Source organism: Nocardioides sp. (assembly GCF_031397825.1).
Classification (GTDB): domain Bacteria; phylum Actinomycetota; class Actinomycetes; order Propionibacteriales; family Nocardioidaceae; genus Nocardioides.
In genome coordinates this window covers 1-26145 of the sequence record NZ_JANNML010000217.1, presented here as the reverse complement: position 1 = coordinate 26145, position 26145 = coordinate 1, and the positions used below count along the sequence as shown (strand labels likewise).

General features: G+C 72.4%; 25 protein-coding genes. 14 read left to right on the top strand and 11 right to left on the bottom strand.

Features of this window, described 5'->3' with window-relative positions:
* From RMN98_RS18335 to RMN98_RS18325, 3 genes are all read left to right on the top strand, one after another.
* Nucleotides 1-2224 (top strand): helicase C-terminal domain-containing protein (locus RMN98_RS18335; RefSeq protein WP_309650258.1); only part of this gene is annotated, 2224 nt, incomplete at its 5' end.
* Between the two features lie 10 nt (nucleotides 2225-2234).
* On the top strand, nucleotides 2235-2789 hold the full coding sequence (locus RMN98_RS18330; protein WP_309650257.1) for a CGNR zinc finger domain-containing protein: 555 nt from the start codon (nucleotides 2235-2237) through the stop codon (nucleotides 2787-2789).
* 46 nt (nucleotides 2790-2835) lie between these two features.
* On the top strand, nucleotides 2836-4497 hold the full coding sequence (locus RMN98_RS18325; RefSeq protein ID WP_309650256.1) for a DNA repair helicase XPB: 1662 nt from the start codon (nucleotides 2836-2838) through the stop codon (nucleotides 4495-4497).
* A 6-nt stretch (nucleotides 4498-4503) separates the two neighbouring features.
* On the opposite strand, the gene RMN98_RS18320 is transcribed toward RMN98_RS18325, so the two are convergent.
* A complete protein-coding gene (locus RMN98_RS18320; protein WP_309650255.1) occupies nucleotides 4504-4911 on the bottom strand; it encodes a hypothetical protein in 408 nt (135 codons plus the stop codon).
* 174 nt (nucleotides 4912-5085) lie between these two features.
* Between RMN98_RS18320 and RMN98_RS18315 the strand changes: the two genes are divergently transcribed.
* The gene (locus RMN98_RS18315) at nucleotides 5086-6288 is read left to right on the top strand and encodes a carboxypeptidase-like regulatory domain-containing protein (protein ID WP_309650254.1); all 1203 of its coding nucleotides are present in this window, start codon (nucleotides 5086-5088) and stop codon (nucleotides 6286-6288) included.
* On the opposite strand, the gene RMN98_RS18310 is transcribed toward RMN98_RS18315, so the two are convergent.
* Nucleotides 6274-9021 carry a hypothetical protein gene (locus tag RMN98_RS18310; RefSeq protein WP_309650253.1) on the bottom strand — a complete coding sequence of 916 codons (2748 nt, stop codon included), beginning with the start codon at nucleotides 9019-9021 and terminating at the stop codon, nucleotides 6274-6276. The genes RMN98_RS18315 and RMN98_RS18310 overlap by 15 nt on opposite strands.
* A 46-nt stretch (nucleotides 9022-9067) precedes the next feature.
* Here RMN98_RS18310 and RMN98_RS18305 point away from each other — a divergent pair, with 46 nt between their 5' ends.
* From RMN98_RS18305 to RMN98_RS18285, 5 genes are all read left to right on the top strand, one after another.
* The gene (locus RMN98_RS18305) at nucleotides 9068-10090 is read left to right on the top strand and encodes a GAF domain-containing protein (RefSeq protein ID WP_309650252.1); all 1023 of its coding nucleotides are present in this window, start codon (nucleotides 9068-9070) and stop codon (nucleotides 10088-10090) included.
* The gene (locus tag RMN98_RS18300; protein ID WP_309650251.1) at nucleotides 10051-10380 is read left to right on the top strand and encodes an ATP-binding protein; all 330 of its coding nucleotides are present in this window, start codon (nucleotides 10051-10053) and stop codon (nucleotides 10378-10380) included. The genes RMN98_RS18305 and RMN98_RS18300 overlap by 40 nt, the downstream gene beginning before the upstream one ends.
* Before the next feature lie 90 nt (nucleotides 10381-10470).
* The gene (locus RMN98_RS18295; RefSeq protein WP_309650259.1) at nucleotides 10471-11328 is read left to right on the top strand and encodes an oxygenase MpaB family protein; all 858 of its coding nucleotides are present in this window, start codon (nucleotides 10471-10473) and stop codon (nucleotides 11326-11328) included.
* Between the two features lie 104 nt (nucleotides 11329-11432).
* Nucleotides 11433-12548, top strand: a complete 1116-nt coding sequence (locus RMN98_RS18290) for a hypothetical protein (protein ID WP_309650250.1) — start codon at nucleotides 11433-11435, stop codon at nucleotides 12546-12548.
* A gap of 27 nt (nucleotides 12549-12575) precedes the next feature.
* On the top strand, nucleotides 12576-13220 hold the full coding sequence (locus RMN98_RS18285) for a hypothetical protein (protein WP_309650249.1): 645 nt from the start codon (nucleotides 12576-12578) through the stop codon (nucleotides 13218-13220).
* Here RMN98_RS18285 and RMN98_RS18280 read toward each other — a convergent pair.
* The 4 genes from RMN98_RS18280 to RMN98_RS18265 are packed head-to-tail and all read right to left on the bottom strand — an operon-like array spanning nucleotide 13152 to nucleotide 15263.
* Nucleotides 13152-13421, bottom strand: a complete 270-nt coding sequence (locus RMN98_RS18280; RefSeq protein WP_309650248.1) for a DUF4031 domain-containing protein — start codon at nucleotides 13419-13421, stop codon at nucleotides 13152-13154. The genes RMN98_RS18285 and RMN98_RS18280 overlap by 69 nt on opposite strands.
* A gap of 7 nt (nucleotides 13422-13428) precedes the next feature.
* Nucleotides 13429-14136 carry a copper homeostasis protein CutC gene (locus tag RMN98_RS18275; protein WP_309650247.1) on the bottom strand — a complete coding sequence of 236 codons (708 nt, stop codon included), beginning with the start codon at nucleotides 14134-14136 and terminating at the stop codon, nucleotides 13429-13431.
* Between the two features lie 9 nt (nucleotides 14137-14145).
* Nucleotides 14146-14889, bottom strand: a complete 744-nt coding sequence (locus RMN98_RS18270) for a hypothetical protein (protein ID WP_309650246.1) — start codon at nucleotides 14887-14889, stop codon at nucleotides 14146-14148.
* Nucleotides 14886-15263, bottom strand: a complete 378-nt coding sequence (locus RMN98_RS18265; protein WP_309650245.1) for a hypothetical protein — start codon at nucleotides 15261-15263, stop codon at nucleotides 14886-14888. Before RMN98_RS18265 ends, RMN98_RS18270 begins: the two co-directional genes overlap by 4 nt.
* A gap of 53 nt (nucleotides 15264-15316) precedes the next feature.
* On the opposite strand from RMN98_RS18265, the gene RMN98_RS18260 reads away from it, so the two are divergent.
* Nucleotides 15317-15667: a hypothetical protein gene (locus RMN98_RS18260; RefSeq protein ID WP_309650244.1), complete on the top strand. Its 351-nt coding sequence runs from the start codon at nucleotides 15317-15319 to the stop codon at nucleotides 15665-15667.
* Between the two features lie 22 nt (nucleotides 15668-15689).
* Here the strand turns inward: RMN98_RS18260 and RMN98_RS18255 are convergent, their stop codons facing one another.
* The 3 genes from RMN98_RS18255 to RMN98_RS18245 form a co-directional block, all read right to left on the bottom strand.
* The gene (locus tag RMN98_RS18255; RefSeq protein WP_309650243.1) at nucleotides 15690-16403 is read right to left on the bottom strand and encodes a GntR family transcriptional regulator; all 714 of its coding nucleotides are present in this window, start codon (nucleotides 16401-16403) and stop codon (nucleotides 15690-15692) included.
* Nucleotides 16404-16490: 87 nt separating this feature from the next.
* Nucleotides 16491-19025 (bottom strand): FtsX-like permease family protein, encoded by a 2535-nt coding sequence (locus RMN98_RS18250; protein ID WP_309650242.1) that lies wholly within the window; start codon nucleotides 19023-19025, stop codon nucleotides 16491-16493.
* Complete coding sequence (locus RMN98_RS18245) at nucleotides 19025-19795, bottom strand: ABC transporter ATP-binding protein (protein WP_309650241.1); 771 nt, start codon at nucleotides 19793-19795, stop codon at nucleotides 19025-19027. Before RMN98_RS18245 ends, RMN98_RS18250 begins: the two co-directional genes overlap by 1 nt.
* A gap of 90 nt (nucleotides 19796-19885) precedes the next feature.
* Here RMN98_RS18245 and RMN98_RS18240 point away from each other — a divergent pair, with 90 nt between their 5' ends.
* The 4 genes from RMN98_RS18240 to RMN98_RS18225 all read left to right on the top strand — a co-directional run bounded on the left by RMN98_RS18240 (nucleotide 19886) and on the right by RMN98_RS18225 (nucleotide 23556).
* Complete coding sequence (locus tag RMN98_RS18240; protein WP_309650240.1) at nucleotides 19886-20317, top strand: SRPBCC family protein; 432 nt, start codon at nucleotides 19886-19888, stop codon at nucleotides 20315-20317.
* A 63-nt stretch (nucleotides 20318-20380) separates the two neighbouring features.
* Nucleotides 20381-20995 (top strand): alpha-ketoglutarate-dependent dioxygenase AlkB, encoded by a 615-nt coding sequence (locus RMN98_RS18235; RefSeq protein ID WP_309650239.1) that lies wholly within the window; start codon nucleotides 20381-20383, stop codon nucleotides 20993-20995.
* Between the two features lie 203 nt (nucleotides 20996-21198).
* Nucleotides 21199-22668 carry an NADP-dependent phosphogluconate dehydrogenase gene (gndA, locus tag RMN98_RS18230; protein WP_309650238.1) on the top strand — a complete coding sequence of 490 codons (1470 nt, stop codon included), beginning with the start codon at nucleotides 21199-21201 and terminating at the stop codon, nucleotides 22666-22668.
* A gap of 3 nt (nucleotides 22669-22671) precedes the next feature.
* On the top strand, nucleotides 22672-23556 hold the full coding sequence (locus RMN98_RS18225; RefSeq protein WP_309650237.1) for an aldo/keto reductase: 885 nt from the start codon (nucleotides 22672-22674) through the stop codon (nucleotides 23554-23556).
* A gap of 111 nt (nucleotides 23557-23667) precedes the next feature.
* Here RMN98_RS18225 and RMN98_RS18220 read toward each other — a convergent pair whose 3' ends face one another.
* Both RMN98_RS18220 and RMN98_RS18215 read right to left on the bottom strand, forming a co-directional pair.
* Nucleotides 23668-24156 carry a LemA family protein gene (locus RMN98_RS18220; protein WP_397210142.1) on the bottom strand — a complete coding sequence of 163 codons (489 nt, stop codon included), beginning with the start codon at nucleotides 24154-24156 and terminating at the stop codon, nucleotides 23668-23670.
* Nucleotides 24157-24271: 115 nt separating this feature from the next.
* Nucleotides 24272-26023: a DUF2207 domain-containing protein gene (locus RMN98_RS18215; RefSeq protein WP_309650235.1), complete on the bottom strand. Its 1752-nt coding sequence runs from the start codon at nucleotides 26021-26023 to the stop codon at nucleotides 24272-24274.
* Nucleotides 26024-26145 lie beyond the last annotated feature (122 nt).

Genomic DNA, 26145 nt, shown 5'->3' with positions numbered 1-26145 from the left:
GCGCAGCTGGTCGGACGAACGGCTGTCCCGTCTGCTCGCCGAGCGTCCCGATCTCGCCACTCCCGCCCCTCATGATTTCGGCCAGCTCGCCTCGCGAGCAGCAGTCCGTACGTCGGTCGTCCGAGCGCTCGACGGTCTCACCCGCCTCGAGCTCTCTGTCCTAGATGCCCTGGTCGTCAGCGGCCAAACCACACCGGCAGAACTCTGCCTCTCCGTCCACGCCGATCGCGCGACCGTCGAGGCCTCGCTGGACCGTCTCATGGACACCGCCCTGGTGTGGGAGTCGACCTCCGGGCTGCGCCCGCTGACCGGCGTCGGCGAGGCCCTGAGCGGCGGCACCGCGGCCGGTGTGAGCGGCCTCCAGCCCCGCAGCGGTGACCCGCTGAGCCGAGCCGAGGTGAAGCGCCGCCTGGCCGAGCTCTCCCCCGCCGCGAGCGCCCTGCTCGACCACGTCCTGTCCGAGGGCGGCCAGGCGACCACCGCCGCGGCGCGCCACACCATCTCCCCCGCCGACGCGGCCACCCCCGCCGAGGAGCTCCTCTCGCGACGGCTGCTCGTGCCCCGCGGTGGCGGCACCGTCGTGCTGCCCGGCGAGGTCGGCCTCGAGCTGCGCGGCGGCCACACCACCGTCGACCCCGTCGACGAGGTCCCGCCGCTGGCCACCACCGCCCGCGAGCAGAAGACCGTCGACCGGGTCGCGGCCGGCGCCGCCTTCGAGCTCGTACGACGCCTCGAGCTGCTGCTCGACCACTGGGGCTCCCACCCGCCGGCCGCGCTGCGCAGCGGAGGGCTCGGCGTACGCGAGCTGAAGGCGGCGGCGCTCTTCCTCCACGTCGACGAGCCGACCGCGGCGCTGATCATCGAGACCGCGTCGACGGCCGGCCTGCTGGCCTCGCGCGCCGACGCGGACGGCAATCCGGTGTGGGTGCCGACCGACGTCTTCGACACCTGGTCGGCCAAGGACGTGCCCCACCGGTGGGCGATCGCGGCTCGGTCCTGGCTCGAGAGCCCGCGGATGCCGGCTCTGGTCGGCACCCGCGACCCCGCTGGCAAGCCGTGGAACGTCCTCACCGCCGAGCTCGCCGCGCGGAGCATGCCCGAGACCCGCCAGATGACGCTGCACCTCCTGGCCGAGCTGCCCCCCGGCGAGGTCCTCGCCACCGGGACCGGGCTGCCGTCGCTGGTCGCCCGGCTCGGCTGGCTGCGCCCGCGCCGTCCCCGCTCGCGCGCCGACCAGGTCGCCTGGTCGGTCGAGGAGGCGGCGGCGCTCGGCGTCACCGGCCTGGGCGGTGTGTCGTCCTACGGCCGCTTGCTGCTCGCCGGGGAGGACCCCACGGACGTCATCGGTCCGCTGCTGCCCGAGCCGGTCGACCACGTGCTCATCCAGGCCGACCTGACCGCGGTCGCACCCGGCCCGCTGGAGTCGGCGCTGGCCCGGCGCTTGCAGCTGGTGGCCGACGTGGAGTCGCGCGGCGGTGCGACGGTCTACCGCTTCACCCCCGGCTCCGTGCGGCGCGCGCTCGACGTGGGCTGGACCGCCGCCGAGGTCCACGAGTTCCTCGGCACGGTCTCGCGCACCCCGGTCCCCCAGCCGCTGACCTACCTGGTGGACGACACCGTGCGCACCTTCGGCGTGGTGCGCGTCGGGCACGCCGAGTCCTTCCTGCGCGCCGACGACGAGGCCGCGTTGACCGAGCTGCTGCACCACCCCAAGGCGGGGCCGCTGGGGCTGCGCCGGCTCGCCCCGACCGTGCTGATCAGCGACACCCCGATCGAGGTGCTGCTGCCCCGGCTGCGCGACCTCGGCGCGGCGCCGGTCGTCGAGGCGGCCGACGGCACCGTGCGGGTGACCCGCCCCGACCAGCTGCGCGCCCGCCCGCCACGGGACCGTCGTACGACGGCCGCGCAGGTGCGCGAGACGGCCCGGGCCGCCGCGGTCATCACCGCCATCCGCTCCGGCGACCGCGCCGCCTCGTCGCGCCCCTCGACCAACGCGGCCCTGTCACCCAGCGGCTCCCTGGCCGCGCTGCGGGAGGCGATCGAGCTCGGCGGGGCGGTCCTGATCAGCTATGTCGACAACCACGGCAGCGCCTCCGACCGTATCGTCGACCCCCTCACGGTCGAGGGCGGACAGCTCACCGCGCGCGACCACCGCTCCGACGACGTGCGCACCTTCGCGGTCCACCGCATCACTGCCGTGCGGCCGCTCGACCCGGCTTCGTAGACTCAGGCCCGTGGACTTCGTCAGGTACGCCGAGCGGTCGGCCGGGCTCCTCAACACGGGGCTCGCCGACGTCGAGGCGTTGGTGGGTCACCTCGAGGGGCGCGACTGGCTCCACGAGCAGTGCACCGAGCGCGACCTGGTGACCCTGCGCCGTTTCCAGCGCGAGCTGCGCCCGGTCTTCGAGGCGTCCGCTGCCGACGACCACCGGGGGGTCATCGAGGGCCTCAACGCGCTGATGGTGCGCCACCCGATCACGCCGCGGATCTCCGACCACGACCCCGGCGACCTGCACCTGCACGTCGCGACCAAGGCCGCGTCCGTCGCCGACCTGCTCGTCGGCGAGGCGCTCCTCGGCCTGGCCACGCTGGTCTGCGACCTCGGCCCGACCCGGCTCGGGGTCTGCTCGTCGGCGCCGTGCACGCACGTCTTCGTGGACACCTCGCCCAACCGGTCCCGGCGCTACTGCTCCGACCGTTGCTCGTCGCGTGCCAACGTCGCGGCCTACCGCGCACGGCAGAAGGCCGAGTCGGCCGGCGAGTCGACCAACGCGTCCGCCAGCGCCTGATCGCGGCCGCCCAGGAGCCCCGGCACCCGGTCCGTAGACTCGCCGGGTGAACGACGGCCCCCTCATCGTCCAGTCGGACAAGACCCTCCTGCTCGAGATCGACCACGAGCAGGCGCAGGCGTGCCGTCGGGCGATCGCACCGTTCGCGGAGCTGGAGCGGTCCCCCGAGCACATCCACACCTACCGGCTGACCCCCCTGGGGCTCTGGAACGCGCGCGCGGCGGGCCACGACGCCGAGCAGGTGATCGACACCCTGCTGGCCTTCAGCCGCTATGCCGTGCCCCACGCGCTGCTGGTCGACATCGCCGAGACGATGGCGCGCTACGGCCGGCTGCGGCTGGAGAAGCACCCGGTCCACGGCCTGGTGCTGGCCAGCAACGACCGGCCCGTGCTCGAGGAGGTGCTGCGCGCCAAGAAGGTCGCCGGGATGATCGGCGAGCGCCTCGACGCCGACACCGTGGCGGTCCACGCCTCCGAGCGCGGCAACCTCAAGCAGGCGCTGCTCAAGCTGGGCTGGCCGGCCGAGGACTTCGCCGGCTACGTCGACGGCGAGGCGCACCCGATCTTCCTCGACGAGTCCGAGTGGCACCTGCGCGACTACCAGCGCGACGCGGCCGACTCCTTCTGGCACGGCGGCTCCGGTGTGGTCGTGCTGCCGTGTGGCGCCGGCAAGACCCTGGTCGGCGCGGCCGCCATGGCCCATGCCAAGGCGACGACGCTGATCCTGGTCACCAACACCGTGAGCGCGCGCCAGTGGAAGGACGAGCTGGTCCGTCGTACGAGCCTGACCGAGGACGAGATCGGTGAGTACTCCGGTGCCGTCAAGGAGATCCGGCCGGTCACGATCGCGACCTACCAGGTCCTCACCACGCGCCGGAAGGGCGTCTACACCCACCTCGAGCTTCTCGACGCCCGCGACTGGGGCCTGGTCGTCTACGACGAGGTCCACCTGCTGCCGGCGCCGATCTTCCGGATGACGGCCAACCTGCAGGCGCGGCGCCGCATCGGCCTCACCGCGACGCTGGTGCGCGAGGACGGCCGCGAGGGCGACGTCTTCTCCCTCATCGGCCCCAAGCGCTACGACGCCCCGTGGAAGGACATCGAGGCGCAGGGCTACATCGCGCCGGCCGACTGCGTCGAGGTGCGGGTGACGCTGCCGACCAACGAGCGCATCGTCTACGCCACGGCCGAGCCCGAGGAGCGCTACCGCCTCGCCTCGTGCACGCACCACAAGATCCAGGTGGTCCGCGACCTGGTCGCCCAGCACCCCGGTCAGCCGACGCTGGTCATCGGTCAGTACATCGAGCAGCTCGACGAGCTCTCCGCCGCACTCGACGCCCCCGTCATCAAGGGCGAGACCCCGGTCAAGGAGCGCCAGCGGCTCTTCGAGGCGTTCCGCACCGGCGAGGTGGGCCTGCTGGTCGTCAGCAAGGTCGCCAACTTCTCCATCGACCTCCCGTCGGCCGAGGTCGCGATCCAGGTCTCGGGGTCCTTCGGCTCACGCCAGGAGGAGGCGCAGCGCCTCGGCCGGCTGCTGCGGCCCAAGTCCGAGGGCAAGTCGGCGCACTTCTACACGATCGTCAGCCGCGACACCGTGGACGCCGACTTCGCCCAGAACCGGCAGCGTTTCCTGGCCGAGCAGGGCTACGCCTACCGGATCGTCGACGCCGAGGACCTCACCGGCAAGCCCGAGGACCTGCCGGGCTGAGCGGGCTCAGAGAAGGGCGCCGACCACCAGCAGCGCGGCCACGACCGCGATGAAGGCCATCAGCCCCACGAAGAAGGCCATGCCCTTGCGCTTCTGCTGCGCGAAGCCGATCGAGCCGGTCGTGAACTGGTGCAGGGGCGCGGCGTAGAAGACCGGCACCTGCTGCCCGGGCGCCACGTCGACGTCCAGCGCCGCCTGGCCGAACTGGCGCAGCCACTGGCAGTGCACCTCGACCCGCCAGCGACCGGCGGGCACCGGCAGCGCGTTGACGCCGTACGCCGTGGCGACGGGGTAGCCGTTGAGCCGCACCGTCGGCGGGACGACACTGCTCGTCAGCGCGTTGCCCTGGAGCGTGAGCTGGATCCAGCCGGCGGGCGGGCCGGACGGCGGTGGGGACTGTGGGGGCTGCGTCATGGCTCATACGTCCCCCGCTCCTCACGGCGCAAACGTCGCCAACACAGCGGCTGCCGCGCCGAGCATGACGCCGGCCACCTCGATTCGGGCGCGCGACCGCCGGGGTCGACCTACCATGGAGACAGATCGACCAGTGGGCACTCGGGCGCCCAGGTCACGAACCCGGAAGCACTCATGTCGTCCCTCTCGCTCGTCCGTCGCCGCGGCCTCGTCATCGCCGTCCTCGGGGCCCTCCTGGCGGGGCTGCTGCTGCTGGTCCCCACCGCCGGTGCCCCGGCCGCCGACCCGACGGGCAAGGTGCGCGGCAACATCTTCGGCACGACCGGCGGTGCCCCGCTCAAGCTCAAGATGCTCATCTTCAAGGCCGACTGGACCTACCTCAGCGCCCGCAACGTCTTCGGGAGCGCCTACTCGATCTCGCTCCCGGCCGGCAACTACCACCTCCAGTTCGTCGACAAGCGCCCCTCCTACGACGTCAACAAGTTCGCCCCCACCGACGTCTTCGTGAAGGTGCGGTCCGGATCGACCGCCTCCAAGGACGTCCGCATGCGCAAGGGCGCTGCGATCACGGGCACCGTGCTCGCCGGCGGCAGGCCGGGGGCCAAGGCCCGCGTCGTCGCGGCCAACCCCGACGAGCAGTCCTTCGAGACCATCGCCAACGACAAGGGCCAGTTCGCCATCGGTGGTCTGCCGGCTGCCAGCTACTCGGTCTTCACCTACGACCGCCGCAAGCAGTTCGTCGGCAGGAGCAGCTACGTCCGCAACCTCGGCGCGGGCACGTTCGCCAACGTCAAGATCTCCCTCCCGAAGCAGGCGGGCGGGCTGCTCGTCGACCTCTACGCAGGTGGCAAGCCGTTGCAGGGCACCACGTTCGCGACGGCGATCAGCCGGAGGACCGGACAGTTCTGGACCTCCAAGGTCCGCAAGGGCAGCGTCAGCTTCCAAGGCCTCTTCCCGGGCCGCTACCGGATCGTGGTGCCGGACGTGGGTCGCTGGATCGGTCGCACGGGCAGCGTCAAGAACGGCGTCGTCCGCCCCGGCCGCACGGCCTTCGGCAGCTTCAGGCTGACCCAGAAGGGCGGTGCGTTCACGGGCCGGATCGTCCGTGAGGACGGCGGCATGCCCATGGGTGGGGCCACGGTGCGGCTCTTCGACAAGTCCGGTGCCATGGTCTCCGAGACCGCGACCTCCAGCACCGGCTCCTTCCTCGTCGGCGGCAAGCTGCGCGCCCAGTCGGGCATGACCCTGGTCGCCTTCAACTCCTTCGACGCCAACTACGACCGCATCTCGGTCGAGGGCCTGAGCATCCAGCTCAACCAGGACAAGTCGCTCGGCACGCTCGTCATGCCTCGGGCGGAGGCCTCAGCCCGACGCTGAGGCACCGGCACTGCGGGCCACGAAGATCGTCCGCGTGAACCGCTCGCGGCCGACGACGAGCCGCAGCGTGATCGACTCGCGCCGCTCGGCGAGGCCGTCGCGGGCGACCGGCACGCTGACCACGACGCGACGCTGCCCGCCTCGCACCTGCTCGTAGAGCGAGAGCCGGGTCGAGGCGAGCGTCGCCTCGGGGTCCTCGCTGTAGCCGTAGCGCTGAAACCAGGCGGCCGGCACGTCGGAGACCCGCAGTCCCCTGGGTGAGCGCAGCACCCGAGCCTGCACGAACAGGTCGTAGTCGACCGTGCTGCCCAGCCTCACCACGACCTCGGCCCGCTCGCCCTCGCGCACCGTTGGGGACACGGAGGTCACCGTCACCCGTGGAGCGGGGTCGTCGTCCTCGATGCGCACGTCGGCGACGTAGGCGTCGGTCATGACGTTGCGCGTGGCCCAGATCGACGCCGTCGTCACCGAGGGTGAGAGGTCGTCGCGGCGGTCCGCGTCGTAGGCCACCGGCACGCTGCCGGAGGTCTGGCCGGGCGCCAGGTCGATGGTGAACGACTGGACCGCTCCCCGCGCCTGGCCCACGGTGACGACCTCGACCCGCATCGGCCGCGCGACCTCGCCGTCCACCCGGAACGGCATCAGCGCCACGCGGGTGCCGGAGGCATCGCCCTCGACGAGGCGCAGCCCCGACAGCGAGAGGGTCGGCAACCGCCGCTCCGGCACCGGCGACAGCGACGCGGGAGCGCTGGCCAGGTCCGCGACCCAGACCCGGCCCCTCGCGCTGCCCGCCACCAGCTCCACCGCGGTGATCCGGGACAGGTCGACACCACTCGCCCCCGTGGGGTCGACGACCAGGGCCTGTGCCCACAGCTTGGTGCCGGAGGGCACGCTCGGCAGTGCCGGGACCAGCCCGCCGCCCTCGGGCGCCACCTCGGCGGTGGCACCGTCGGCGTCGGTCAGCCGGACGCCGAGGACCACGTCGCCGCCAGCGTTGTCGACGATGGTGCGCACCTCGAGCCGTCTGCTCGACAGGTCGAGGGGACGGTCCAGGCCGAGGCCGGCCCGCTGACCGACGGCCGTCCACGCCATCTCGAGGAAGCGCCTTGTCGGCACGCGGGCGCCGTCGGTCTCCCAGTGCGGCGTCACGACGTCCGTGAGGGTGCGGCCGCAGCGGCCGAAGCGGTTCTCGAACCCCGCAGCACCGACGCAGAACTGCGAGGTCGCACCCACGGGCAGGGTCGGGCTGGTCCCCAGGGCCGGCCGACGCACGTCACGGCCGCCTCCCAGGGCGTGGCTGCGCAGGTCGGCCCCGTCGAGGGAGTCGACGGTGGCGGCCGAGCCGTCGTAGAGCGGGAGGAACTGCTGCTCGCCGGCGAAGACTCGCACGGCACCCGCGACGACGGTGCGTCCGACGCGGTGCTGGCCCGCGGCGCTGAGCCGGTCGGGCGACTTCCGCCCGCAGCCCTCGGTGTCGGCGCCGAACCAGTCGTCGACCGCCGGGGCGACAGCGGTGGCCGGGGTCCACTCGGTGTTGAAGAAGTTGTGGTTGGCGCCCATGACCAGGACCGAGCTCTTGAGGGAGGTGTCGTCGGTCGTCAGGTCGCGGGACACGTCGGTGAACTTCTGGCCCTGGAGGTCGCTGACGTCGCCGTCGCAGTAGGGCAGGACGGTGACGGTCGGGACGTAGGGCGCGGTCTGCACCCCGAAGTCGGTCGGGGCGAGCAGCACCTGCCCGACGACGCGGTAGGGCGCGTCCAGGCCGATCCTGATGGAGGCGCGGTCGACACCCTCACCGCCGCGGCTGTGACCGACCAGGACGACCCGGTCGAGGTCGACCTGGTGCGCGGCGGCGAGGTCGACCCAGTGGTCGAGGTGTGCGCGCACGATCTCGGCGCGCGCGCCGGCTCCTCCGTCGGGCAGCCGGAAGTCCTGCGCGTTGATGCCGTTGACCCGGATCGACACCGACGCGTAGCCCTGGGTCGCCAGGAGCCGCTGGACGTAGTCGTAGCCGAGGTGGCTGGGGATCTCGAGGGCCGGTGCCGCACAGGGCCACGGACCCAGGTCGCCTTCCGTGCCGGGAGGCAGGTAGCAGACCTCGTGCCTGCCGTGCAGGAACACCACGAGCGGTCGTGGTCCGGTCGCCGCGGCGAGGTCGGGCTCCACGACGTGCCCCACCATCTCGATCGGCTCCGGCATGCCCGGGAGCTTCACCGGATCGAGGGTGTAGTCGCTCGTGACGACCGCGTGGGGACCGGCCACCCCGGGGTCGGCCGACAGCACCTGCTTGACCGGCACGGTCGCGGCAGCGCCCCCACCTCCGCGGCGTGCGACGGCGACCCGGGCCTCGTCGAGGACGCGACCGGACAGCACGACCTCGAGGTCGGCCGGGTCCGGCACGCTGCGTGACGACACCACGCTGGTGAGGGTGCGGCCGTCGGCCGACAGCGTCGGTACGCCGATCACGGCGCCGTCGGCGTCCACGCCCGACGTCGCCACGACCAGCGGCCGGTCGGAGGTGAGGGGCAGCCGTCGCGGCGAGGTCCAGGAGACGACGTGACGTCCGGGCGCGGTGGTGCGCACCTGCCAGTCGCCCCGGGTCGTGGTGACGACCGGACCGGACGCCGCCGTGCCCGTCGCAGCCCCGGCCGGGCTGCCGGTGAGCGTGAGCACGGTCAGGGCCAGGGCAGCCCCCGCGAGCGCTCCGGTGACCCTGCTCGTCCGTGCCTGCATCGCGTGCTCCTCTGCTCATGGGGAGCGCCCCCAACCGCAACCTAGCGTGCGGACGCGGTCGTGGGACGCCGACGGTCCTGACCGGGTTCCGCGGCGCGAGCAGCAGGCTCAGACGCCGGGCAGGAGGGTCCGCCGGGCCTACCGCACCATCGCTGCACTCAACCAGGCGGTCGTCCTGGCGCGGGAGCCGGACGAGCTGTTCGCCGAGGCCTGCCGCATCGCGGTGGAGGAGGGTGGCTACCTGGGCTCGTGGGTGGTCGCACGTGGCGAGGGCACCTCGGTCCGGACCCTGGCCCGGGCAGGAGCCATCACCGACCACCTCGACCGCATCGACTTCACGCTCGCCCCGGACAACCCGCTCAGCGCCGGCCCGACGGCGACGGCCCTCCTCGAGGACCGGCCGGTCTTCAGCGCGGACGCGACCGAGGAGGAGGACGCGCCGTGGCACCAGGCTGCTGCCGCGTTCGGCATCCGCGGCACGGCCGCGCTCCCCCTTCGGCGTGAGGGCACGCTCGTCGCCGTCATCAGCCTCTGGTCCGACGGGCCCCGGGTCTTCGAGGGCCAGCACCGCGAGCTGCTGGAGGGTCTCGCCGACAACATCTCCTTCGCGCTCGACGGGTTCGCTGCGTCGGCCGGGCTGGCCCGCCTGGCACAGCAGCGGACCGACCTGCTGAGGCGCGTGGTGGCGGCACAGGAGGAGGAACGCTCCCGGATCGCTGCGGACGTGCACGACGAGTCGGTCCAAGCGCTCGCGGCCGTCGACCTGCGCCTGGGGCTCCTGGCCCGTCGGGTCCAGGAGGTCGCCCCGGACCTCGCGTCATCGGTCGCGCAGCTCCAGGAGACCGTCGCCTCGGTCGGCAACGGCCTGCGTGACCTGCTGTTCGAGCTCGAGACGCCGGACACCGAGGCCGGCTTCGACGAGGCGCTCCGGGAGGCGGCTGGTCACGTGTTCGAGCACTGCCCGGTGCGCTGGTCGCTGAGGGCGGAGCACCAGGCCCCGACGACGTCTCCCTCCACCTCTCCGACAGCGTGCACACGCAGGCCCTGCGCATCGCCAAGGAGGCCTTGACCAACGTGCGCAAGCACGCAGGCGCCTCCACCGTCGAGGCGGTCGTGCGCGCCGTCTCCGGCGGCGTCGAGGTCGAGGTCGCCGACGACGGTGTCGGCGTCGGCGAGGGCCACGACGAGGTCACCGCCGCCCCTGGACACCGCGGGTTCGCCACGATGCGTGACCGTGCCGAGCTCGTGGGGGGCTGGTGCCGTCTCGAGCGGAGGCCGCAGGGGACCAGGGTCCGCTTCTGGGTGCCGCGGGTGACCCCACCGGTGCTCTCGCTGACGCACCAGGCCCACCACGGCTGAGCCGGCCGCCCCGTCGCCCGGTCCCATCCACGTGCACAGCCACGTGCACAGCCACGTGCACAGCCCCCTGGCACCATGGAGGACGTGTCGATGGTGAGTGGTGCGCGAGACCGACTCGGTGAGGCCCTGTTCCTGCGGGTCGCCGGACCCGACGGCGCCGCTCACGCGGCCCGCATCCACGGCACACCGGGGCCGCGGTGGTTCGAGCCCGACAGTGCGATCGTGCGCGTGCACGCCGACGCCTCCATGTTCATCGGCGGCATCCGCGCCCTGCTGCTGCAGACCCTGCACCCCGCGGCGATGCGGGCCGTCTCCGAGCACTCCGGCTTCCGCGGTGACATGTGGGGACGCCTCAACCGGACCAGCCGCTACCTCGCGGTCACGACGTTCGGCACGGCAGAGGACGCCCAGCAGGCGGTCGACATCGTGCGCTCCATCCACGCCCGCCTCACCGGCACGATGCCCGACGGCACGCCCTACGCCGCCTCCGACCCGCACCTGTTGATGTGGGTGCACGTCGCCGAGGTCGACAGCTTCCTGCTGGCCCACCAGGTCTACGGCAAGGAGCCGCTGGACCAGGCCGGCCGCGACGAGTACGTCGCCCAGACCGGCGAGGTCGCGCGACGCCTCGGTGTCGTGGACCCGCCGACCACGGAGGCCGAGCTGCGCGCCGTGCTGGCGTCGTACCGCTCCGAGCTGCGCGGCTCCCCCGAGGCCCGCGAGGCCGTGCGCTTCCTGCTCTTCAAGCCGCCCCTGCCGCTCGCCGCACGGGCGCCCTACGGCGTCCTCATGGCGGCAGGCATCGGGCTGATGCCGCGGTGGAGCCGCCTGCCGTTGCGCCTGCCCTGGCTGCCGGTGTCGGAGCGCACGGTGGTGCGCGCCCTGGGTGGCTTGGCCACCGGGACGATCCGCTGGGCCATGGGCGCCGGCCCCCGCGCCGCTTCTTGAGGCTTTCTTGTGCGCAGCCTGATCCGGGACAGGGGATCGTTTTCCTAACGTCGCCCCAGGGTCGCCCGATGTGGAGGTGACCACGGAGGAGGGGACGGGCGGTCATGACGACAGCGGCAGTGGTCCACGGCACGATCGAGGCACCCGGTCCCTGCGTCGCGCTCCTGACCTGGTCCGACGACACCGGGCTGGTCCTGGGGCGGCGACGCTCGCGTGACCTGACCTTCCGGCTCACCCTGGCACCCGGCCGCTACCGTCTCGACGTCGAGGACGACCGACCGCTCGCGGACCCGCGCCGTCACGGCAGCACCCACGTCATGGTCGACCTGCGCTCGGGAGACGACCTCGAGCAGCCGTTGCGGCTCGAGGAGGTCACGGTCCTGCGCGGTGTCGTGGAGGCCAACGAGCTGCCCGAGCGCCACGCCCGCGTGCACGTCCGCCACGAGGACGGGCGCCGCTGGGACCTGCGCACCGACGCCCACGGCCGCTTCCTCGCCGCCGGTCTGCCGAGCGGCGCGCTCAGCCTCACGGCGTACGACGCCCGCCGCTCGGTCTGTGCCGCGCCCGTGGCCGTCAACGCCGACCGTCCCGAGACCCTGGTCCGGATCGACACCCCGACCGCGACCGTGGCCGTGCGCCTCACGCTGCCGGACGGTGTCGCCGTCCCGGCCGCCCGGGGCAGCCTGGTCGACACCGGGAGCGGCCAGTGCCACCCGCTCACGGTGCACGACGGTGTCGGCGCTCACAGCGGTCTCGCGCCCGGCTCCTACGACCTGGTCCTCGAGCCGTCGCTGGGCGTCCTGGGAGGCACCTTCGGGCTGGGTCCGGTCGCGAGCGACGAGATGGTCGTCACCGAGGTCGTCGTCGAACGCAGCGCGGTCATCACCGGTCGGGTCCTCGACGCGGCCACGGGCCTGGGCCTGCTCGCCGCCCCGGTCTCCCTCATCGACGCCGAGGGCACCGAGGTCGAGCGCACCCGCACCGACCGTCGCGGCGCCTTCATCCTCGGTCGCGACCTGCGCACCGCAAGCGAGCTCACGGTGGTCGTCTCCGGCGGACCGGAGCGCCGTCACGTGCAGCGTCTCGCCGTCGCCGACGTCGAGGTGCGCACCGGTCTTCGGGTCGACCTCGGCTCGATCGTCCTGTCCCAGAGCTGCACCGCGCACTGGTCCCCGCGCCTGCACGTCACCGCCATGACGCTGCCCGCGACGCGGGTCTGAGCGGCACCGTTTGCTTGAATGGCCCGCGTGGACCTCCCTGCGGCCTGGCCGCTGACCGACGCCGCCTCGCTCGACCTGCGCGACGAGCTGCTGGCGGCCTACGCCGACCCGACGCGCGGCTACCACGACGTGCGCCACCTCGGCGAGGTCCTCACCCGGCTCGACGAGCTCGACCGGGCCGGCGCGACCTTCGACCGGGCCCCGGTGCTGCTGGCGGCGTGGTTCCACGACGGCGTCTACGACGGTGAGCGCGACGCCGAGGAGCGCTCCGCCGCGTGGGTCGAGCGGGCGCTGCCGGGGCTGGTCGCGGACGAGGTCGTCACCGAGGTGGCCCGGCTGGTGCGGCTCACCGAGACCCACCGGCCCGAGCCCGACGACCTCGGGGGCTGCGCGCTCTCCGACGCCGACCTCGCGATCCTCGCCTCCGACGGGGCGCGCTACGACGAGTACGTCGCGACCGTGCGGGTGGACTACCGCCACGTGCCCGACGACCTGTTCGTCACCGGGCGAACGGCCGTCCTGGAGGACCTGCTGGCCAAGCCCCGCCTCTTCCACACCTCCTACGCCCGCGAGCACTGGGAGGAGCCGGCCCGGGCCAACGTGTCAGCCGAGCTTGCCCGTCTTGCGTCGACGCAGCCCGGCGGCGACCAGCCGGGAGACCAGCTCGCGTGAGCTGACCTGCTCGGCACCGAGCTCCACGACCGCGTCGTACCACTCCGACGGGACGTCGTAGTGGTCCCGGTCGAAGCCCCGCTCGGGGATCCCGGCCCGCCGAGCGAACGTGTGCAGCTCGTCGTAGGAGACGTCGCTGGCCAGGTGCGACCAGAGCCGGCCGTGGCCCGCCGCGTTGGGTGGGTCGATGAGGACCGTCACGCGGGTCTCACGCCGTGCGGTCGGCGGCGTCGTCGAGCATCAGACGCCAGGAGCGGACGAAGTCGGCGTCCACGTAGGAGCGAGACGTCCCACCCGGCCGGACCTGGAGGTCGACGCGGAACTGCCGGACGCCGGCGCGCAGCAGCCACGGCACGTGCTCGGGCAGGAGGCCGCCCGACGGCATCAGGAACCGCGCGACGTCCGCGTCGCTGTCGAGCACCGCCAGCAGGTCGTCGTAGCCATGGGTGAGCCCCTGCGGCGAGCCCCCGGAGCAGACGGCGCTGAGGCCCGGCAGCCGCGTCACGTCACGCCAGGCCCGGCGCGGCTCGAGCGCCTGGTCGAAGCCGCTGTGGAAGGTCCACGGGACCCCGGGCAGCGCCCGCGCCAGCGCCACGCAGGTCTCGGTGTCGATCTCCAGGTCCGTGTCGAGGAAGCCGAAGACCACGCCCTCGGCGCCGAGGGAGACGTATTCCTCCGCGAGCCCGATCAGCCGGGTGAACTCCCCGCCGGTCGTCGTGAGCGAGTCGTTGAGCCGCAGCATCACCCGCACCGGCAGCTCGGTACCGCGGATGACCTGCGCGGCGGCCGCGAGGTCGGGCGAGCGACCGACGCCGTCGCCCTCCACGGCGAGCGAGAGCCGGTCGGCGCCACCCTGCTCGCAGCCCGCGATGTCGCGCGCGTGGAGCACCGCCACCTCGAGGAGCCCTCTGCCCATGGGGTGACTCTAGGGCGTGCCGGGCACCAGGTCGGGGAGCCCGCCGCAGGACTCCAGCCGCGCCGCCTGCACCCGGGCCCAGTCGGCCACCTGGTGCTGCAGGGCGGTGAGGGTGTCGATGGTGTCGGCCACGCGTCGTACGTCGTCGACGATGTCGGTCACCGCACCGAACCCGGACGTCGCGACGTCGGCGGCGAAGACCGCCCAGCCGAGCGGACCGGCGGCGCGGGTGAGGATGCGGCGGGCCAGCCGGGCGAGGGTCTCCCCCAGCTCGACCAGGAGCCGCTCGACGCGCACCGCGAGCGCCTCGCAGAAGTCGGCGACCTCGTCGAGGAGCAGGGCCGTGCGACCGACCACGAGCCCGACAGCGCGGCCGGCGAGCGCGAGGCCCTCCACGCGCACGACGTACGACGACGCGGCAGCGCCGCGCCAGACGAGCGCGGCGTGGACCCCGAGGCCGACGACGTGCCGACTCCACGTGGACAGCGCGTCCTCGACCTGGTGGCAGGCCACGGCGTTCTGCCGGATCGCTGACCAGTCACCGCTCAGCGGGAGGACCAGCAGCTCCTCGAGGCTGCCGTCGGGGAGCTCGCGCAGGCCCACCCCGGCCTGGTTGATCGCCCGGATGCCGAGGTTGACGACGTCACGCAGGGCCGACAGGCCGAGGTCCCACGCCTCGAAGGTGGTGTCGTGGCTCCGCTCGGCCTGGCCCTCGCGCGGTGCCAGGAGGCCGAGGGCGGCTGCGGTGCTCATGCGGCACCGCTCGCCGCGAGGTCGGCGAGGCCGGCGAGGCCGGCGAGGTCGTGCGCGGTCGCGGTGTCGGCGGCGGCCAGGTCGGCCGCGGCCGCCCGGACGCCGTCGGTGAGGTCGCGCCACTGGTCGTCGAGGCGTCGCCCGAGCTCGACGAAGGCGGTCTCGAGCGGGTCCATGGCTGCGGCGAGCGGCCGCAGCACGCACACCGGGCTCGGCTCGAAGCCGACGCGCCGGCACACCCAGGCGCGGGCGTGGCGCACGATCGCGTCGGCCTGCTCGGCGAGCTCTCCCATGCGGGCGGGCAGGGCGGCGAGGTCGTCCCACGAGGACACCTCGAGGGAGCTGGACGGGTGCGCTGACGGGGTGGAGGGCATGGCCTGGTGGTGCCCGGGGACGGCCCGCCTTGAAACTCGCGCACAATGGGCCTGTGGACGACACCCTGTTCTTCGAGGCCCGTGCCCTCGTCCTGGCCGACCTGCAGGCCCGGCGCCAGGCGACGGCCGAGGCCGTGTCCGCCCTCGAGGACGCCTGCGCGGCCCGCAAGTGGTGGGCCGAGCAGTGGCCCGAGGGCGGTGTCTTCGTGGCCGGTCTGGTGGCCCAGGACGTGCAGGACTCGCTCTTCGAGAACCGCGGTCGGTGGCCGTTGTGCCTCGACTGCGAGGACGGCCCCGTGCACTCGCTCTACATCCAGCCCGACCTCGGCGGCCCCGACCCCGTCTGGGTCTGCGAGGAGACCGGCGAGGTCGCCGCCGCGCTGGGGCACCTGCACCCGACGTGAGGTGGCGGCCGGGCCGCGACACTCACCCGCCGAGCTGGACCCACATGGTGTAGCGGTCGGCGCGGTAGACCGAGCGGGACACCTCGACGGTCTTGTCGCCGGCCATCGCGCGGCGCGACTGTCGCAGCACGACCCCGCCGACGGGCAGCTCGAGGAGGCCGGCCTCCTCGGCGGTGGGCCGGTCGGCGGTGATGGAGTCCTCGGCCCAGGTGGGGCGCAGGCCGCGCTGGTCGAGGGCGTCGTAGAGGCTGGTGGGCATGCCGCTCTGGAGGAAGCCGGGCAGCAGGATCTCGTTGAGGTAGGCGTCCTCGATGCACACGGGGGTGCCGTCACCGCGGCGCAGCCGGCGCCAGTGGATGACCGCGTCGCCCTCGGAGATGTTGAGCGCGCGGGCCACACCGGGGCCGGCCTGCTCGCGGCGCGCGAGCAGGGTCTGCGACTCGGCGAGCATGCCGCGGCGGGTCATGTCCTCGGTGTAGCCGGAGATGCGGCTGACGGACTGCCGTGGTCGGGCCACGAAGGTGCCGCGACCCGGGATCCGCTCGAGCAGCCCCTCGACGACCAGCGCGTCGAGCGCCTGGCGCACCGTCATGCGGGCGACGCCGAAGCGGTGGACCAGCTCGCGCTCCGAGGGAGCGGGCGAGCCGGGGGCGCTGCCGGTGACGAGGGCACGCACGTACTCGCGGACCTGGACGTGCTTCAGCGTCCGTCCGTCGGTGAGGAGCGCTTCTTCCACGCGCCCACGGTAGGGCCGAACCACCCCTCCCGTCCCCCGAATGGGGGTAGTCCGATGTGGCAAGGGTCTCGTGATTTTACTTGGGGGTCACTCTGTTGATATGGCGCGGAGCACGTCGAGCCGTGCCGCCCGCCGCGCGGGCAGGATCGCGGCGAGCATCCCGATGACCACCGAGAGCGCCAGGAAGACGCCCAGCTGCCCGTAGGGCACGCTGATGACCTCGAGGCCCTCGTCGCGCACGGCGTACATCAGGGCGATGCCGAAGCCGACGCCGAGCAGCACGCCCAGCACCGCGCCGAGCACCGAGATCACGACGGACTCCAGGGTGATCATCCAGCGCAGCTGCGCCCGCGAGACCCCGATGGCCCGCAGCAGTCCGACCTCGCGGGTCCGCTCGATCACCGACAGCGCCAGGGTGTTGACGATGCCGAGGACGGCGATGATCAGCGCCAGCCCGAGCAGGGCGAAGATGATCAGCACGAACTGGTCGATCGGCTCACGGCGCTCCTGGGCGAAGGCCGCCTGGTCCTTGACGGTGACGATCGGCAGGTCGGCGACGACCTCGTCGAGGCCCGCCTGGAGGTCGGCGGCACCCGGCTCCGCGAAGACGATGAGCGCGTTGTCGGCCGGCTCGTAGCCCGCGTCGACGAGCGTCGTCAGCGTCGTCAGCACCGGGGAGAAGACGACCGGGTTCTCGGCGTAGACCCCGACGACCTCCCACGACTTCTCGCCGGTCGGCACGGTGACGTCGACCGTGTCGCCGACCACGAGGCCCTCGTCGTCGGCGAAGGTCTCGTCGAGCAGGACCGTGCCGTCGCGCAGGTCGGACGTCGAGCCGTCGAGCACGTCGAGCTCCAGACCGTCGATCGTGGCCGGGTCGGTCGCGACCACGCCCTGGGCGTCACCGTCGCGCTCGACGAGCTGGAAGCGCTCGCGGATCACCTGACCGACGCCCGGCACCTGCGCCATCTCGTCGGCGATGGTGGCGTTGAACTCCCCGCCGAAGACGTTGCTCACGACGTAGTCGCCGACGAAGTTGTCGCTCACCGACGCATCCACGGACGCCTTGGCCGAGTCACCGACGATCGCCATCGTGCACGCGAGCGTCAGGCCGATCATCAGCGCCGAGGCCGTCGCCGTGGTGCGACGGGGGTTGCGCAGGGAGTTCTGGCCGGCCAGGTTGCCGATCGGTCCGAAGAAGCGCGTGTAGACAGCGCGGGCGCCGAGCAGGAAGGGCCGGGAGATCACCGGGCTCATCGCCGCCACGGCCAGCAGGACGAAGAGGATCCCGCCGCCGGTCATCTGGCCGCCGTAGGGCAGGTCGGAGAACAGCCCGAGCCCCAGCACCACGAGGCCGAGCACCCCGAGCGCGAGACCGCGCCAGAAGCGCTGCTGGATCGAGCTCTCGGTGAGCGCCACGTCGTCGCGCATGGCCTGGACCGGCGAGATCCGGGCCGTGCGTCGGGCCGGCAGCCACGCGGCCGCCATGGTGACCAGCACTCCGACGACGTACGACGCCAGCACGGTGCGCGCCTCGAACACCAGCGGCTGCCCCGACAGGTCGAGGCCGAACTGGGCGAACAGCACCCGCAGCGCCATCGCGAGCAGCACGCCCAGCCCCATGCCGACCGTCGAGCCGAGCACACCGAGCACGAACGCCTCGAGCTGCACCGAGCGGATCACCTGCCGCTTGGAGGCGCCGAGCGCGCGCAGCAGCGCCAGCTCGCGGCTGCGCTGGGCGACCAGGATCGAGAAGGTGTTGACGATCAGGAACGACCCGACCACCAGGGAGATGCCCGCGAAGATCAGCAGGAACGTGGTGATGAACGAGACCGCCTCGAGCAGGTCGTCGGCCGACTCGTCGGCGGCGGTGTCCCCCTCGACGGCCTCCACGTCGCCGGGCAGCACCTTCTCGACGGTCGCCGCCAGGTCGGCCTGGGACACGCCGTCCTCGGCGGTGACCCAGATGTCGCTGAAGGCGTCGTCCCCGTCGAGGAAGAGGTCCTGAGCGGTGGCGGTGTCGAAGACCGCGAGCGTCGCCCCGTTGAGCGAGCCGCCGTCGGGGAAGCCGACGACGCCCACGAGGGTCGGCGCGAGCCGACTGGCACCACGCGGCGTGAGCAGCGGGACCGTGTCGCCGACGACGTAGCCGGCCTTCTCGGCGGTGCGGTCGTCGAGCACCACCTCGTCGGCCCCTTGCGGCTCCACGCCGTCGAGCAGTGCGAGGCCGGCCCCTCCGGCCGACGGTGCGGTCGTGTAGTTGCCGCCCAGGGCCGGCGGACCGAGGCCGCCGATGACCTTGCCGTGCTCGCCGACGACGTAGACCCCGAAGGCGTTGACGTTGCCGTCGACCCGCGCGACCCCCGGCAGGCCCTCGAGGTCGTCGACGACGGAGGCGGGGACGGTGAGCGAGGAGAAGCCGCCGGAGGTCCCACCACTGCTCTCGGGACGTACGACGACGTCCCCCACCGTGGAGGAGAAGAGCGCGGTGAAGCTGCGGCTCAGGGTGTCGGAGAAGATCAGCGAGCCGGCCACGAACGCCACGCCCAGCACGATCGCGAACGTGCTCATCAGGAGGCGGACCTTGCGGCCGAGCAGGCTCTTCAGGGCAGCGCGGAACATCAGGCGCCCGGGTCGGACATGCGGGTCATGATCTCGATGACCTGCTCGCGGTCGGGGTCGCGCAGCTCGTCGACGACCCGGCCGTCGGCGAGGAAGACGACCCGGTCGGTGTAGGCGGCGGCGACCGGGTCGTGGGTGACCATGACGACCGTCTGGCCGTGGTCGCGCACGCTGCTGCGCAGCAGGTCCAGCACCTCGGCTCCGGAGCGGGAGTCGAGGTTGCCCGTGGGCTCGTCGGCGAACACGATCCGCGGTCGGCTGACCAGGGCCCGCGCGACCGCGACACGCTGCTGCTGGCCGCCCGAGAGCTCGTTGGGCTTGTGGCCCAGGCGGTCGCCGAGGCCCACGGTCGCGACGACCTCGTCGTACCAGCCGGGCTCGGGCTTGCGACCTGCGATCGACAACGGGAGCAGGATGTTCTCCGCCGCGGTCAGGGTCGGGATCAGGTTGAAGGACTGGAAGACGAAGCCGATCTCGTCGCGGCGCAGCCGGGTCAGGGCCTTGTCGCCCAGGTCGTCGAGGCGCTGCTCGCCGATCAGCACCGAGCCGCTCGTCGCGGAGTCGAGCGCGGCGCAGCAGTGCATCAGGGTCGACTTGCCGGAGCCGCTCGGTCCCATGACCGCGGTGAACTCGCCGGCATAGAGGTCCAACGTCACGCCGTCGAGCGCGCGGACCATCGCGTCGCCCTCGCCGTAGGTCTTGGTGAGGTCCTCGACACGGGCCGCGGCCACGCGTCCGACCGGGCCGGCGAGGAGCGGGGCGTCCGTCATGGGACCAGCGTCTCGTGCTGCTCCAAGGATGCGCCACCGGGCATGCCCCTGAGGCACCCCCGGGCTGGACCGGATCCGTAGATTGGACTCATGCATGTCGAGCGCACCTTCACCGTGGCCAGGCCGATCGAGGAGGTCTTCGCCTACCTCGGGGACTTCACCCACACCGAGGAGTGGGACCCGGGCACCGTGTCGACCACCCGCACGGGCGGCGACGGCGGCCTGGGCACGACGTACGCCAACACCTCGGAGTTCATGGGGCGGCGTGTCGAGCTGACCTACGAGACGATCACCTACGAGCGGCCGACGCGCGTGCAGTTCCGCGGCAGGAACACGTCGGCCACCGCGACCGACTCGCTGGGCTTCTCCCCCGCCCCCGGCGGCAGCGGCACGTCGATCCACTACCGCGCCGACTTCGACTTCGGCCTCCTCGGCAACCTGGTCGTGCCGCTCGTGATCCGGCGCAAGCTCGACAAGGTCGCCGACGAGACGATCGAGCAGATGCGGCGCGCGCTGGCCTGAGACGGCCTGACACGCCGAGGCGGACGTCGAACACCTGTTCGACGTCTCGCGTATCGTGGGGGCATGGACTTCCAGACCACGCTCTTCGAGGCCCCGACAAACGACCTGCGGTCCTTTGCGGGGATCGAGCGGCGCGAGCTCGGGGACGGCGCCTGGGTCGACGTGCTGCGCTCGTGGGTGCCCGATGCCGACGACGTCCTCGCCACGCTGGTCCGCGCGGTGCCGTGGCGGGCGGAGAAGCGCCAGATGTACGACCGGCTCGTCGACGTGCCGCGGCTGGTCTACACCTACATGATCGGCGAGGACCTCCCCCACCCGGTCCTCACCGAGGCGCGTGACGCCCTCACCGAGCACTACCTGCCCGAGCTCGGCGAGCCGTTCCGCACCGCCGGCTGCTGCTACTACCGCGACGGCCGCGACTCCGTTGCTTGGCACGGCGACACCATCGGCCGCGGCAGAACCCACGACACGATGGTCGCGATCGTCTCGGTCGGCGACCCCCGGCGCCTGTGCCTGCGTCCGCGCGGGGGCGGCGACTCGATCGCCGTCGAGATGGGCCACGGCGACCTGGTCGTGATGGGTGGCACGTGCCAGCGCACCTGGGAGCACGCGGTCCCCAAGGTCGCCAAGGCCGGGCCCCGGATCTCGGTGCAGTTCCGCCCGTTCAACGTCTTCTGACGCTCCTGAGCCTGCGAAGGAGCGACTCAGAAGAGGTTGAGCGAGCCAGCACGACCGAGCCCGCGAGGTCGTGCTGGAGCGTCGCAACCCGGTGGGGGATGCGCGGCGGCGAGCACGGCACGTCGTACGACGAGCGCCTCCTCGCTGGTGGAGCCAGGCCTACAGCGGGAACACGATCTTGACCGCCGGAGTTACATGGAGTCATGGCGACCTCCAGAACGGAAGCAACAGCGACGATCGGTCTGACGGGTCTGGCGGTGATGGGCCGCAACCTGGCTCGCAACATCGCCAACCACGGGCACACCATCGCGGTGCACAACCGCACCACGGCCAGGACCACCGCGCTGGTCGAGGAGTTCGGCGACGAGCCGACCGAGCACGGCGGCGCCTTTGTCGCGACCGAGAGCCTCGAGGAGTTCGTCGCCTCGATCCAGCAGCCGCGCGCGATCATCGTCATGGTCAAGGCCGGCGAGCCGACCGACGCGGTGATCGACGAGCTGGTGCCGCTGCTCGACGAGGGCGACATCGTCGTCGACGCCGGCAACGCGCACTTCACCGACACCCTGCGTCGCCAGCAGGCCCTGGAGGAGAAGGGCCTGCACTTCGTCGGCATGGGCGTCTCGGGCGGCGAGGAGGGTGCGCTCAAGGGCCCCTCGATCATGGTCGGCGGCTCCGAGCACGCCTTCGAGGTGCTCGAGCCGGTCGTCATGTCGATCGCCGCGCAGGTCGACGGCACCCCGTGCGCGGCCCACGTCGGCCCTGACGGCGCGGGGCACTTCGTGAAGATGGTGCACAACGGCATCGAGTACGCCGACATGCAGCTGATCGCCGAGTCCTACGACCTGCTGCGCAGCGTCGCGGGTCTCGAGCCTGCCGAGATCGCCGACGTCTTCGAGAACTGGAACGGCGGCGACCTCGAGTCGTTCCTGATCGAGATGACCGCCGACGTGCTGCGTCACACCGACGCGGAGACGGGCAAGCCGTTCGTGGACGTCGTACGCGATGCTGCGGAGCAGAAGGGCACCGGCCGCTGGACCGTGCAGAGCGCGTTGGACCTCGGCGTCCCGATCACGGGCATCGCCGAGGCGACCTTCGCGCGCAGCCTGTCGGGCCACACCGCACAGCGCGCTGCGGCCCAGGAGATGTTCTCCACGACGCCCGAGGAGCAGCGCGTCGAGGTCGACCGCGACGTCTTCGTCGACCAGGTCCGTGCGGCGCTCTACGCGTCCAAGGTCGTGGCCTACGCCCAGGGCTTCGACCAGATCGCGGCCGGCTCCGAGGAGCACGACTGGGACGTCGACCTCGGCGAGACCGCGACGATCTGGCGCGGCGGCTGCATCATCCGCGCGCAGTTCCTCGACCGGATCAAGGAGGCCTACGCCTCCGAGCCCGACCTGACCACGTTGCTCACGACGCCCTACTTCGCCGACGCGGTCAAGGACGGCGTCGACGCCTGGCGCGAGGTCGTCGCCACGGCTGCCCGCGCGGGCGTCCCGACCCCGGCGTTCTCGTCGTCGCTGGCCTACTTCGACGGACTGCGACGCACCCGACTGCCCGCCGCGCTGATCCAGGGCCTGCGCGACAACTTCGGTGCTCACACCTACGAGCGGATCGACCGCGAGGGCACCTTCCACACCACCTGGGCGGGCGACCGCACCGAGAAGGAGATGTGACACATGACCACCGAGACCACGGGCACGACGACCGACACGACCGCAGCACCCTCCGGCACCTTCGCGATCGGCGGTGACCTGCCCGTCGTACGCCTCGGCTACGGCACCATGCAGCTCACCGGTGACGGCGTCTGGGGCCCGCCGAAGGACCACGACGAGGCCGTGCGCGTCCTGCGCCGCTCGGTCGAGCTCGGCGTGACGTTCTTCGACACGGCCGACTCCTACGGGCCGGTCGTCGCCGAGCAGCTCCTCCAGGAGGCGCTGCACCCCTACGCCGACGACGTCGTCATCGCCACCAAGGCCGGCCTGACCCGACAGGGCCCCGGCATCTGGACTCCGGTGGGACGCCCGGAGTACCTCCGCCAGCAGGCCGAGCTCTCGCTGCGCAACCTCGGCCTCGAGGCCATCGACCTCTTCCAGCTGCACCGCATCGACCCGGCCGTCCCGCTCGAGGACCAGGTCGGCGAGCTCAAGAAGCTGCAGGACGAGGGCAAGATCCGCCACATCGGCCTGTCCGAGGTGAGCGTCGAGCAGACCAGGGCCGCCCAGCAGGTCGCGACCATCGCGACCGTGCAGAACCTCTACAACCTCGCCGCGCGCGACGCGGAGCCGCTGCTCGACTACGCCGAGGAGCAGGGCATCGGCTTCATCCCGTGGTTCCCGCTGGCCACCGGGGAGCTGTCGAGGTCCGACGGCCCGCTCGCCGCCGCGTCGGCCGAGCACGGCGCCACGCCGTCCCAGCTCGCGCTCGCCTGGCTGCTGCGTCGCTCGCCGGTCATGCTGCCGATCCCGGGCACCAAGAGCGTCGACCACCTCGAGTCCAACGTCGCCGCCGCCGGCATCGAGCTCACCGACGACGAGTTCGCCACGCTGACCGCCGCTGCCTGATCGGCCCGTCGGTCGAGCAGCGAGCGGAGCGAGCGGTCGTGGAGACGCGGTGACCCCGGGCGCCTGCACACGTCACCGGGTTTCGACGCGCCGCCGCGACCTCCTGCGAGGTCAGAACTCGATGCTGGGCGCCGCGACGTGCGCGTCGGGCGCGTCGTAGAACTCCCGCTTGTGCACACCGGCCATGCCGGTGAGGAACATCCACGGGATGGTGAGGACCAGCTTGTTGAGCGTGGCGACGGCGTCGTTGTAGTACTGCCGGGCGAAGGAGATCTGGTTCTCGGTCTCGGCCAGCTGGCGCTGCAGCTCGAGGAAGTTGGTGTTGGCCTTGAGGTCGGGGTAGGCCTCGGCGACGGCGTTGACCCTGACCAGGGCCTGCTGGAGGGCGGCGTCGGCCGCGGCCTTGGCGGGGACGTCGCTGCCCGCGGCCGCCTGCTGCACGCCGGCGCGAGCCTTGGTCACCTCGTCGAAGACGCCCTTCTCGTGGGCGGCGTAGCCCTTGACCGTCTCGACCAGGTTGGGGATCAGGTCGGCGCGTCGGGTGAGCTGGACGTCGATGCCGCCGAGGGCCTCCTCGGCGTTGACGTCGGTCGTGCGCAGCTTGTTGAAGCCGACGACGACGAAGCCCACGAGCAGGACGACGACCACCAGGACGATGATGAGGATCAACACGGACGTGCCTTCTTTCGCTGGGATGACGCGTGGGTGTGAGTGTTCACCATGACCCGCCGCCTCCGCCACCGCCGCCCCCGCCGCCGGAGAATCCCCCGCCGCCGCTGGACGAGGACGACTGCGTCGCCTGGTAGGACGAGATGGCACTGCTCACCGTGGAGTCGAAGTCGCTGACCATCGAGCTGATCGCGGATCCGGCGTAGAAGCCGGCGTAGCCCGGGCCGAAGTAGCTCGGGGTGGGCGGCTCGGCGCCCATCTCGGTGCGGTACTTGGCGGCCCACTCGTCGGCGCAGCCCAGCGCGACCGCCCACGGGATGTAGGCCGTGTAGAGCTCCTGGCGGCCCGAGAAGTCGAAGCGCTCGATGCTCGAGTCGGTCGCCAGCACCCGGCGGAAGCCGCCGACGCGCGACCACAGGTCACGCCCGCTCTTCGTGCGCTTGGTGCTGGCCCCGGTCTTGAGCAGCGGGGAGCCGAAGACGAAGAAGGCCCCGGGGACGAGCCCCAGCATGGTGACGTTGAACGGGTTGGCGAAGACGTTGGCGATCGCGGCGATGAAGGCGGCGATGACCAGCAGCCCCCCGAAGCCACCGAGCCCGGCCGAGACGAGGTGGTGCCCCTGGCTCGCCCAGCTCTTGGTCGCCGCCTCGAACGCAGCGATCTCGGTCTTGAGCCGCTTGCCGGCCGCGACGTCCTTCGGTGCCGCGGTGAACGACGTGCCGGGGCCGCCGAGGAGGTGCGCGACGCTGACGGTGACCGGGTCGAGGCCGGCCCAGCCCTGGGATCCCCCCTTGTCGGTGATGGTCCAGGCGTCGCCGTTCTTCTGCAGGTCGATCGCGCCCTTCTCGGCCGCGTGCAGCAGTGTCGCGACGTAGCCCTCGCGGTCGATCTTCTCGGTGTAGACGTAGGCCGCCTGGGCCGGGCCGATGCCCTCAGGTGGGGCATACATCAACGGGAACTGGGGGTTGGCCTCGTAGGAGCGCCGCGCGAGCAGCAGCCCGGCGAGCCCGGCGAGGGCCGCGAGGGCGGCGATGATGCCGAGCCCGACGGGGCTGCCACCGAGGACGGTGTCCCACCGCGGCGACCACGGCACCGCGTTGCCGGCGGCCGGCGTCTCGATGTCGAGGCCGGTCTGCAGCGTCACCGGGGTGTTGCGCGCCAGGCCGGCTGCGGTGATCGTGAGCTGCTGGGTGCCCTCCCCCGCGACCGTGCACGGCGTGCCCTCGCCGACGCCGACCGTGCAGAGCACCTCCTGCGCGGGAGCGGGGAGGTTGACGGTCAGGTCCGCCGCGGTGATGCCCTGGCGCCAGCCCGACGGGATGAGGTTCCAGTAGAGCTGGGTGGGCGACGCCCCGGAGCCCTCGATGAGGACCCCGTCGATGTGGTAGCTGATCTCGTAGGTGTGGCTGCCGACCGGCACCGTGGAGTCCGGGTCGCCGATCTTGGCCACCTGGTAGCGCCCGCCCTGCTCGCGGTACTCCTCGAACGCCACGTCCCCGCCGTCGAAGGTCACCTCGACGTCCTCGACCGTACGACGAGCCCCGGGGTCGTTGGGGTCGGTGCGGTCCCAGAAGCGGAAGATCCCGTGCTTGCCGTAGCTCGGGAAGTCGACCGTCAGCGTCTCCACCACGTCGAGGTCGCCGTTGTCGGCCACGTCGAAGGTCGCCTGGTAGGCCGAGATCGTCGTCTCCTCGTAGCTGCCGTCGTCGGCCCCGTCGGTGGAGTAGAACAGGGCCGGGAGACAGAACACGCCCACCAGCACGACGAGGCTGACGACGATGGTGACCAGACGGCGCATGCTGCGGAGCCTAGGGCTTCCGGCAGCCGCGCGGGGAGGGTCCCGGTGGCTTTCGCTCCACGATGGTCTGGTCCGCCGGGAGCCGAGTCGGCGCGATGTTGCAGGGTCTGCAACATCGCGCC